The organism is Bacillus sp. 1021 (assembly GCF_014534735.1).
GTDB lineage: Bacteria > Bacillota > Bacilli > Bacillales > Bacillaceae > Bacillus > Bacillus siamensis.
This window is the reverse complement of the sequence record NZ_JACVSR010000016.1, coordinates 1-767: the sequence shown is the minus strand read 5'-3', so window position 1 is coordinate 767 and position 767 is coordinate 1. Positions and strand designations below refer to the sequence as shown.

Below are 767 nucleotides of genomic sequence, written 5' to 3'. Positions count from 1 at the left end.
GATGTCCTCCGCATTCATTCCGCAATACAGCGTCATGTATCTGAAAGACTCTTCTTGTCCGCCTTCACCCGGCGGTGATTCCTGCCACTTTGGCTGAAGCAAGAGCGGTTTTTCCTCCGTTTCCTCTTCCAGAAAACGGGCGGTGAGCCCCGTCAATCGGACACATACCTCGCCGTTTTCATCACACAGCTCAATATGATAGGCGCCATCCGCTGAGGAAAGCACCGCCCACATCGTCTCCCGGCACGCAGAAAACACCTGCATATCCTGGAGGGCAAACGGCAGGAACGGCCGTCCGGACGCGGAACCGTCTGAGAGCACGAGACCGATAGAAGCCTGAAGGGCGGCGTCCAGCATGCTCGGATGCAGGATGAACGGCTCCTTTTCTTCACGGGCGGACGGCGGAAGAGTGAGCTTCGCGAGCACTTCTCCGCTCCCGGCATAGACGGCGTCAAGCGCCTGATGAGACGGTCCGTAGGTGATGCCGAGGCTGTCGAATGCTTCATAGCACTCAGCCTTTGACATGCGCCGGCCGCCGCAGCGCGCCTGAACCGCTTCCACATCGAGTACAGGAGCACGCTCCGTCTCTTCGAGCACGGCCTTTCCCTGAAAAAAGACAAGCGGCTCTTCTCCTTCGGCATACGCTTCAAAAGCGATGTCTCCGTTTTCTTCCGGCTGAAGCTTTACATGAAGCGTCACTCCTTCAGAAAGCGCCGTCACCGGACGGAGCCAAACGATCTGTTTGAGCCGGACACCCGCTTTCCCGT

At 58.1% G+C, this 767-nt stretch carries 1 protein-coding gene; it reads right to left on the bottom strand.

Going from position 1 to position 767, the window contains the following annotated elements:
* Positions 1 to 767 (bottom strand): polyketide synthase dehydratase domain-containing protein (locus ICW23_RS18695; RefSeq protein ID WP_188154920.1); only part of this gene is annotated, 767 nt, incomplete at both ends.